The sequence below is a fragment of the Desulfurispora sp. genome (assembly GCF_052744395.1).
The window spans coordinates 30,468-39,871 of record NZ_JBRAJI010000025.1 but is presented as its reverse complement, the minus strand read 5'-3'; the positions used below and the strand labels follow the sequence as shown (position 1 = coordinate 39,871).

Annotated in this window: 8 protein-coding genes; all 8 read right to left on the bottom strand. The window is 57.3% G+C overall.

The window, feature by feature from the left end; all coding sequences use genetic code 11:
• Positions 1–328: 328 nt before the first annotated feature.
• Complete coding sequence (glpT, locus tag ACUVTU_RS08140; protein ID WP_445889467.1) at positions 329–1,678, bottom strand: glycerol-3-phosphate transporter; 1,350 nt, start codon at positions 1,676–1,678, stop codon at positions 329–331.
• Between the two features lie 125 nt (positions 1,679–1,803).
• Positions 1,804–2,469: a response regulator gene (locus tag ACUVTU_RS08135; RefSeq protein WP_445889466.1), complete on the bottom strand. Its 666-nt coding sequence runs from the start codon at positions 2,467–2,469 to the stop codon at positions 1,804–1,806.
• Positions 2,435–3,874, bottom strand: coding sequence for a HAMP domain-containing protein (locus ACUVTU_RS08130; protein WP_445889465.1), 1,440 nt, complete (start codon positions 3,872–3,874; stop codon positions 2,435–2,437). The genes ACUVTU_RS08135 and ACUVTU_RS08130 overlap by 35 nt, the downstream gene beginning before the upstream one ends.
• Positions 3,875–3,884: 10 nt before the next feature.
• The gene (locus tag ACUVTU_RS08125) at positions 3,885–4,775 is read right to left on the bottom strand and encodes a substrate-binding domain-containing protein (protein ID WP_445889464.1); all 891 of its coding nucleotides are present in this window, start codon (positions 4,773–4,775) and stop codon (positions 3,885–3,887) included.
• 257 nt (positions 4,776–5,032) lie between these two features.
• Entirely contained in the window at positions 5,033–6,232 is a 1,200-nt protein-coding gene (locus ACUVTU_RS08120) for a 2-hydroxyacyl-CoA dehydratase subunit D (protein WP_445889463.1), read from the bottom strand.
• A complete protein-coding gene (locus tag ACUVTU_RS08115) occupies positions 6,229–7,506 on the bottom strand; it encodes a 2-hydroxyacyl-CoA dehydratase subunit D (RefSeq protein ID WP_445889462.1) in 1,278 nt (425 codons plus the stop codon). The genes ACUVTU_RS08120 and ACUVTU_RS08115 overlap by 4 nt, the downstream gene beginning before the upstream one ends.
• Positions 7,507–7,738: 232 nt before the next feature.
• Entirely contained in the window at positions 7,739–8,554 is an 816-nt protein-coding gene (locus tag ACUVTU_RS08110; protein ID WP_445889461.1) for an adenosylcobinamide amidohydrolase, read from the bottom strand.
• Positions 8,555–8,603: 49 nt separating this feature from the next.
• Positions 8,604–9,353: an ECF transporter S component gene (locus ACUVTU_RS08105; RefSeq protein ID WP_445889460.1), complete on the bottom strand. Its 750-nt coding sequence runs from the start codon at positions 9,351–9,353 to the stop codon at positions 8,604–8,606.
• Positions 9,354–9,404 lie beyond the last annotated feature (51 nt).

Sequence of the window (9,404 nt, the reverse complement as noted above, 5' to 3'; positions counted from 1 at the left end):
GCCAACCACAGCGCGGCCAGCAGCAGCACCAGCAGCAGTTTGGTTTGACGCATGGTTTAAGCCTCCCCCAGATCTTTTTATTGAACATCTTTCATTTATATGACGCGCCGGAATCTCTGCCGGTTGAGCCGCCGGCAGGAAAATTTATCACTATAATTCACTATTATTCGACATAATTTGCAAACACGGCACAGAGGGACAAAAAAGCAGGCCCCATAGAGCCTGCTTTTCCCGTAGTATACTGCCGCTATGCACTAATATAGACTCCACATGCCGCCGAGCGACAGCAACAATGGATATAAGACCATGATACCATAGAGAAACCTCATTACACCGTGCCGGTTTTCACTTTGGCGCCGTGGCTCCAGGTCAGAGCCATGAAGAAGATGGCCAGCCCACAGGAAGCCACCAGCATTACAAAACCGCCATCCCAGCCGAATACATCCACCACTTTGCCAATGGCGGCGTTGGCCATTACCGTGCCCCCCATGTACCCAAAAAGTCCAGTAAAGCCGGCTGCCGTACCGGCCGCTTTTTTGGGCGCCAGATCCAGAGCATGCAGTCCAATCAGCATCACCGGTCCGTAGATCAAAAAGCCGATGGTCACCAGAGCCAGGTTGTCAATCAGTGGGTTGCCGGGCGGGTTAAACCAGTACACCAGCACGGCAATGGCTACCCCAATCATGAAGATAATACCGGCAGGAGCCCGTCTGCCTCGAAATACTTTGTCGCTCAGCCAGCCGCACAAGATGGTGCCGGGAATGCCGGCGTATTCATACAAGAAATAGGCCCAGCGGGAGCTGTTGTGACTGAAATCCTTCACTTCGGTGAGGTAAGTGGGCGCCCAGTCCAGCACCCCGTACCGCACCAGGTAAACAAAAACGTTGGCCAGAGCAATGTACCAGAGAAACTTGTTATTAAGGACGTATTTGAATAGAATTTCTTTGGCGGAAAGCTCCCGCTCCATGTCTTTGTCGGCATGTTCGGCAGGATACTCATTCTTGTAAACCTCAATGGGCGGCAAACCGCAGGACTGGGGTGTATCCCGCACCGTCATAATAATGAACACGGCCACCAGCAGGGCCACCAGAGCCGGGAAGTAAAACACGCTGTGCCAATCAGTGAACAGCAGAATTCCCAGGCTGGCCAGGGGGCCGATGATCCCTCCGCCAATATTGTGCGCCACGTTCCACACCGCCACCTTGGTACCCCGTTCCGACACGGAATACCAGTGGGTCATCACCCGGCCACAGGGCGGCCAGCCCATACCCTGCACCCAGCCGTTAGCAAACATCAACAGATACATGATCAGCACCGTGGATGTGGCCCAGGGCACCATACCGTAGGTGATACTGATCAGGGCGGACAAAACCAAACCGGCGGCCATGAAATAGCGCGGGTTACAGCGGTCGGAAACCACGCCCATGATAAATTTGCTCAAACCATAGGCTACCGCCAGCGCCGACATCACCCAGCCCAGCTCGGCCTTGGTAAAGCCCTCCTTAAGCAGGTAGGGCACGGCCAGCGAAAAGTTTTTCCGCACCAGATAATAGCCGGCATAACCGATAAATATACCGATAAAGACCTGCCAGCGCAGGCGGGTGTATTCACTGTCCACCTTTTCCGGTGGCAAGGGTGCAATGTGAGGAGCAGGTTTGAAGATACTAAAAAGCCCCATCTTACTCCCATACCTCCTGATGTGTTGAACTTTTTTACAGCGCGCGCCACTGTTAGCGAAATTATCGCAAAAATTCAACACCGGCGGTATCGGGAGAATTCATGATTTTAATGTAGGAAAAAAACTTACATCTCCCGCACGCCCAGTACCCCCTGCGCCAGAGCATATTCAATTAACTGGCTTTTTTTGCAAAAACCTAATTTTTGCATAATCCTAGATTTGTAGGTTTCCACCGTCTTTACACTGAGGGATAACAATTCAGCAATCTCGGTCAAGGAATAACCCCGGGCGATCAGCCTCAGCACCTCCCGCTCCCGCGCGCTTAAAAGCTGGTAGGGATCCAGGGGATCAGCCTGTTCCTTATCCAGCAAAAGCGCACTTAACAGGTTTTGCATGTGCCCCTGATGCAAATAGAACCTGCCCGCTGAAGCGGCCCGCACAGCAGCCAGCAGTTCCGTGTCCACCGCTTCCTTTTCCACATAGGCTAGGGCCCCGGCCCGCAGGGCCTCTTTAATGTACTGTTCATCTCCATACATGGAAAACACCACTATTTTCACCGGCAAGCCCCGGGCCTTGATTTCTTTAATGCACTGCAACCCGCCCATCCCGGGCATGGCCAGATCAATCACCAGCACGTCCACGGTTTCCTGTTCCAGCAGGTGCAAAACCGCCTCCCCGTCGGCGGCCTCGGCCACCACCACAAACTGCGGATCGCTTTGCAACAAATATTTTACCCCGGCCCGCAAAACCGGATGGTCATCGGCCAGCAAAACCCGGACCGGTTCTGGCATGCTCATCACTCCAACCTAAAGGCAAAATGACTGTAATGACGGTCTCCCCGGGAGCGGAACACAGGTAAAATAAGCCACCCAGCAATTCCGCCCGTTCTTTCATCCCGTAAAGTCCCAGATGATTCTTTTCCCGCCAGGCCTCCCAATCCCGCCCGGCAATTCCGCAACCGTCGTCATATATAACCAGCAGGACACGTTCCCCGCCTGCTAACAATAATACTTCCACCGCAGAGGCCCGGGCGTGGCGGGCTACATTGGTTAGCCCCTCCTGCAGTATCCGGTACAGGGCCAGGGAAGTCTGGTTGTCCAGCGATCGCCCGGCCACCCGGGCGGTGAAAGTCACCGGCACGGCGTGTTGCTCGACAAAGCTGTCAATGTATTTCTGCATGGCCACAACAATACCGTGATCATCCAGCACCGGCGGACGCAGTTCCACGGCAATCTTTTTGACGTTGGCCAGCAGATGGAGCACAATATCCCGGACCTTTACCAGCAATGCACCGGCCTCTGCCCCGGCGACCTGCAACTGCAGAACTTTCAGATAAGCCAGCACCGAAGTGATGGACTGGCTGGTTTCATCATGCAGTTCCCGGGAAATGCGCCGCCTTTCCTCCTCCTGCACGGTAAAAAGCCTTTGGATTAAGTAGGTGCGCATGGCCTCTTTGCGCCTGAGTTCGGCCAGCAAAAGATTGTTTTCCTTTGCTTTTTGCTGCAGGCCGGCTGCCATTTCATTAAAAGCCGCCGCCAAAAGCCCCACTTCGTCCTGGGCACCGACCGGAACGCGCACCGCAAATTGCCCCCGGCCAATTTCCCGGGCCGCTTTGACCAGGCGGTAAATGGGATTAATGATTACCGAGGTCAGCCTGGTGGCCAGCAACACGGCTAAAGAACAGGCCAGCACAATGCCCAGCAAGATCCGCCGGGTGGTCCGGCCCAGCAATTCCCGGGTACTCTTTTCCGACATCCCCACCCGCACATAGCCCACGTTGCCATTTTCTATGGGGACCATAATCTCCCGGATAAACCCCTCGTTACTGTCAAAACGGATGATTCCCTCACGGCCACCGCTTCTTAGCTGGCTTAATCCCCGCGGCAAGCTCCGACCAAAAGTATGGGCAATAACCCGGCCGTTATGGTCGGTAATCAAGATATATCTCAGATCTTCCACCCGGGATCTGGTCTTGTTAATCAGCTCGTGAATATTGTAATAATTGTCCAGCAAAACATCATCGGCCACCAGGGCGGCAATATACCTCCCCAGTTCCTGTCCTCGTTTTTCCAGCTGGTGTCCCAGCAAATCCATCACTGTGCTTTTGATCAGCATCCAGCTACTGAGACTGAAAAGCAACAGGATGCCCATGATTATGCCGTTAATTTTGTAATATAAGCTGGATTGCTTCCACATTTTAAATATATCAACCTGCCTGTCCATAAAATTGGCGCAGCGGTTCATATAATTCTGGCTGAGGCAAAACAAAGCGATCAATGAGCAGCCCCTTAAGTGCATGCTTAAGACCCTCCCGGGTATGACAGCTCAAAAACACCTCCCGGAGCTGCTCTTTGAGAGCACTGCCCAGCTCTTTGCGCACCACCACCGGACCAGTGGGGAAGGGGCCAAAACTGGCTATCACCTTCACTTTGGCCGCCTCGGCCGGATTCTTTTCTTGCATCAAATCATAAATCATGCTGTCAACCGATGCTCCGTCCACCAGCCTGTTAGCCACCGCCCGCAGCGATTTATCATGGCTGTATGTATACACATAACGCTGAAAAAAAGTTTCCGGTGTCTTCTGCCGTTCCTGCAAATATTTTAAGATAATCATGCGCCCGGAGTTGCTCAAAGGATCGGTAAAAGCAAAAGTCTGGCCCTGCAGGTCCTCGATACTCCGGGCCCCGCTGTCCGCGGGCACAACCACCAGTGCCCGGTAAGCGCTGGTTCCCCGGTGTTCCACCATGGCCAGGATCTCAATCTCGCTCATGCCCCGGTAGGAGCAATAGGACCCCGTGGAAGCAAAGGCAATATCGGCATCGCCATTGGCCAGCAGCATATTGACCTCCTCATAAGTGCTCCTTTGCAGCAAAGCCACCGGCCGGTGCATTTTTTCCCCAATATAATCCGCCAGCTGCCGGTAATACACCACCGTATCCTTGGGTGAAATAACCGAAGCCAGGGCTATGCGCAGCGGCTTGGGCGACTGTACCCGCTTGCTTTCCTCAGCCACTCGTTCCTCATGCTGGCGAAAATCAATATAAGGTGTACTGCCTTTCGCACATCCGGACAGGCTGGACAACAACAATAGGGCCAAAAACCAAAGCACATACCGGCAGAACTTACTTTTTTGTACCCGTTTCCCCATCTGACCCATAACTCCCTATATTCCTTTAACGGCAAAATAAAAAAGAATAATACGACTCCTAATTATAACAAAACCGAAATAATGTCGTAAATTGCAGCTTGATGGCAATATTTAGCCACTACTCCATTTTAAAGCCAAAATTAAAACCACGCAGGTCTATTTTAACCTGCGTGGTCGACATCCGGTAACCCTCTGGCGCGATATTTCTACCCCAGCATCTCCAAAAAAGCCTCGATCCGGGTAAGGGCCGGGCCTTCGGCAAAGGCCCGGGGATCGGTCATGTCGGCCTCCAGCAGCAGCACGGGCACGCCCAGCTCATTCTGCAGGCGCCGGGCCAGATCCATCTGGCCCAGGGAGTAGGTCTTGCAGCTGCGGTTGGAGTGCAGTACCACCCCATCAATGACGAAGTCGCGGATGGCCCGGGCCATCTGGGCATAGCGCAGGTCCAAATCGATGTTCAGCAGCGTTTCGGTATAGGGCCGGGCGTAGGTCCGCCAGATGTCCGCCTCGTCTGCGGCAAAGCGGTAGTGACCCCAGGCCGCGGTATAGGTTTCGGCCACGAAGACTGCGCCCCGGGCGTGGAAATGCTCCATCAGGCCGAAATTGTACCAGATGGCGATGTTGTCCCAGAGCAGGCGGTGCTTTTCTCCCTCCACCTCCCCCTGGCCGGCGGCCGTCCTTTCCTGCACCTCGGCCAGCAAAGTGCTGTAAAATTGCGGGCAGTACTCGGTGCCCCGCAGGGTGACAATGGGAAACATGCCCGTGAACATATCCAACGAGGTCAGCGGACAGGGCCGGTGGCGTCGGCTGTCCAGCACCTTTTGCCACAGGGCCGCCCCCCGGTCGGCCAGTTCCAGGGTGGCCCGGAATTTGTCCAGATCGAAGGGGCGGCCGGTGACCCGCTCTAGAAAATCGGCCAGTTCGCGCAGCTGTCCGGCCACATAATCCAGCTGCTGCGGCGTGACCTCACCCCGCACAAAAGGGGTATCCAGCACAAAAAGCGGACAGTTGTAGTGCCGGGCCAGCACTTCCCACCATTTGATCACGGTGTGGCAGATATTTTTGGCCGTCACCAGCAGATCGGGGGGCGGCAGCGGACCCAGCGGCCCTTTGCCCTCCAGCACCGAGCCCAGGGTACAGCGGGCATAGGAACAAAGGTCCTGATTATAACCGTGGGCCTCGGCGGCCTGGCACAGTTCCTGGGACTGGCGGCGGCTGCCGCACAGTGTGCCGTAGTTCTCCGGATAAAAGGGGAAGATGCCGTGGGCGTAAAGCATCTCCACCGGCGCACCGCTGGTGATCCAGGCCACAGGCTGGCCGGCGCTTTTGGCCGCCATAGCGCCCATGTAGTAACCCATGCCCAGGTTTTTCAACTGACCGGCACACTTTAACTTTCGACTGCTCATGCTTTTCCACCCCCCAGCATTTCGGCAAAGGCCTGCACCCGTGTCAGTTCGGCCTCACCGGGCGGCCGGCCCGGTTCCACATCCAGGCGCAACAGCGGCAAGCCCTTTTCCGCCCACCAGGCTTTCAAGTGAGGGAAATCAAAACCGTGCGGCTCACAATAGATGTTCTGGAAATAAACCACCCCGACCGGCCGGCAGTGTTGCTGGAGCCACTGCCAGAACAGCTCCCGCTTGGGCGCCGCCGGAAATTTGGTGGGGCAGGGGATGCGGTTGATATAGTGCCCGGCCAGATCTGCCAGCAAAACCTGCCGCTCTTTTTCCTCCTGCGGGACAGCACTGCCGGAGTGTGTTTCCCCGGTCGCGCTGCAACCGCCAGGTTCCTCTCCCGAAATAAGAGCAGGGCACCCCCGCCCCGCTGGCTCGGGCAGGGAAACAAAATAGCGGCTGCCGCTGCACAGGTCGTCACCCACCACCTTAAGTCCCCCTTTTTCCAGTATCTCCAGCCAGGCCACATCGGCCAGGCTGGCCCCAATGGCCAGCACAGGGGAGCCGGCAGACACCGGTGGGCAGACAGCTGTTTGTGCCCCCTCCTCTGACCTTTCCGCGGCCACCGTCAACAGCAACTCCTGCAGCTCGCTCAGCGCCGCCTGCCGGTCCATGCCCAGCCAGCGCTGCAGGAGGACAAAGCGGCGCAGCGAATGCCAGCTGGCGCACCTACCTTCCTGGCCGGCATTTTCTGCCGCCTGCCGGCAATCCGTCCCCGGCACCGCCGGAGGTGCTATTTCCGCCATTCCACCGGCCTGTCCCGCCTGTTCCACCCCGTACCACAGTCGCCCCAGGCCGACCCGCAAATTGGCCATGAGGGCTATAGCCTCCTCCAGCTGCTGTGCCGTCACGCTGCGGCCGGTGTATTGCTCCAGGGCCAGCAGCAGCGCTGCCAGCTCGCTGCAGTAAAAATGTGCGGCAGCCGGGCTGTCCAGGCGCAGGGGCAAATTGAGGAAAAACACAAAGCGAGCCGGGAAAGTCAGGCGCAGTATTTCGGCCACCGCCCGCATAGAATCGCAGGCAGCCGGAATGATTACCCCATCTAGACCATCCGTACTGCCACCCAGCAGGTACTCCAGGGCACTGCGGGCATAACCGCAGGCAAAGGTTTGCAGGTGCCGGTCGGCCGCACCGCCCGGCGCGCAGGTGGGGAAAAGCCGTACCGGCTGGCAGCCGGCGGCCATGATGATCTCCTCGGGAGTGTAGCTGCAAAAATAACCCAGGCGCATAGGAAAACAGGCCCCCATTCACAAAGGATAAGTCTGATTTCTCTATCTTCAAGCTATTTCCTGCAATTCTGAATATTTAATGCCGGATAATAATAAATAAGTCCGCCTTTTACGGCGGACAACGGTTCACTTTTATCTTCATGGCCATGTTGTAGGCTATGATCTCGCCATCACTGCCCGCACGGGCCTTGAGAAAATTGATCAGCAGCAGTCCTACGGCTGCTCCCACAGGTCAAGAATATTTTTCCTGGTAGATGGCTATGCCCTCCTCCACCGCCCGGTGCACCGCCTGACCGATCATTCTACCCACCGTGGTGGCCGCCCCGGCATAGGGCAAGAGCGGCCCCCGACCGGTACAGGCGATGACCAGCGCGTCGGTGGTGGTGCCGGTGGCCGGACGGCCATCGGGCAGGCGCAGGCCGGCCTGCTGCAGCGCCAGCACCTTGGCTTCGGTGGCCGTAATTACTGCATTGACCATGGCGGGACGGCTCAAATTGCCGTCCACCAGGACAATAAGATTGATTGTCCCCGGCGAGTAATAACGCCCGCTGCCATCCTGGCCGCAGCTTTTCACCCGGCCCCATCTCTTTGGCGAACTTACCGTAACCGGACCCGCTGCCTGCCGGTTGGAAAGAGAACCATGCTGGTCTCCAGCCCGGGGTGGCCAGGGCGCAGCCACACCGGCCGAGCAAAGATTGCCCACACCCACCGTGGCAAAAACTGCCACCACCAGATCGCCATGCTTTTCCAGCTGCGTAACGGTGTGCCGGACATCCACTGCGGTCATCAGGCCCACGGCCTGTTCTCCCACTCCCATGTCGCGCGCCAGGAGGGCCAGGTCCCGCTCCGGATGGGGTGAGGCATAATCCTTGTCCACCGTATGGTTAAAAATATAACGGGCGGTCTGCCTTTCTCCGCCCAGCACAGCCGAACCCAACACCTCAAGCGGCCGGGCGGCGGCAATCAAAAAGGTATGTTGCTGAAAGAGAAAGCAGTATATGTCCGGGATCATCCCGGGCAACAGCCAGCAGGGGTAATCAACCAGCACGGCATCTCCCGCCTTTGGTTTTGTCGCATGAAAAATTGCTGCTTCTTCTTCACCAGGGACCGGCATGTTCCGCCACTTGCTCCAACCGCTGCACCTTGAGCCGCCGCCGGGCCCGCTGTAAAATACCCAGGGTAGCCGGCCCGCAGGTGAGGGCAAAAAAGGCATTGCCCAGGGCATACAGGGTATCCAGCCCGAAGCTGGCGGCATAGGCACCCAGGAAAGACGACCAGTTGTGCACGGCCACAAAATTGAGCCAGAACCACAGATTCATGATCCAGCCGTAGAAATAGCCCCAGGCAAAGCAAAACCCGGCCAGCAGCCACGGGCCGCCCCCCGGCCGCAGGCGGGCCAGCAGCGCAGCGCTGGCCCCGGCCAGGCCCCAGCTGACCATCTGGTAGGGTGTCCAGGGGCCGTGTCCCAGGAAAAAGTTGGAGGCCAGCACGGCACAGCCCCCCACCAGCCAGCCCGCCCGCGCCCCCAGCACATAACCGCTGGCAATAACCAGAAAGGTCACCGGCTGCACGCCGGGCACGGCCGCTAGCGCCACCCGCCCGGCCGCGGCCACAGCACCCAGCACGGCAGGCACGGCCAGCTCCCGGGGGGAAAGGTGGCTGCCCTCCAGATCCCAGATAGCATAGAATATGAGCAGTACCATCACCTCGGCCAGCAACCGCTCCCAGGGCTGGCCGGACAGTGGTGCCCCGGGCACGATACTGCAGACAATTAAGAGCAGTCCCGCACCGCCACAGATTAGCCCCCGCCAGCCGGCCATTTTATTGCCTGGAGTTTTCTTCTTCAACCCGGCCACCTCCTGAAAGCAGCATCCCTCCCGAACCAGTAACATTGCCCA

Excerpts from the sequence above, each read along its gene's own strand:
- glpT (WP_445889467.1), bottom strand. The coding sequence starts at position 1,678 with ATGGGGCTTTTTAGTATCTTCAAACCTGCTCCTCACATTGCACCCTTG.
- ACUVTU_RS08135 (WP_445889466.1), bottom strand. The coding sequence starts at position 2,469 with ATGCCAGAACCGGTCCGGGTTTTGCTGGCCGATGACCATCCGGTTTTG.
- ACUVTU_RS08130 (WP_445889465.1), bottom strand. The coding sequence starts at position 3,874 with ATGTGGAAGCAATCCAGCTTATATTACAAAATTAACGGCATAATCATG.
- ACUVTU_RS08120 (WP_445889463.1), bottom strand. The coding sequence starts at position 6,232 with ATGAGCAGTCGAAAGTTAAAGTGTGCCGGTCAGTTGAAAAACCTGGGC.
- ACUVTU_RS08115 (WP_445889462.1), bottom strand. The coding sequence starts at position 7,506 with ATGCGCCTGGGTTATTTTTGCAGCTACACTCCCGAGGAGATCATCATG.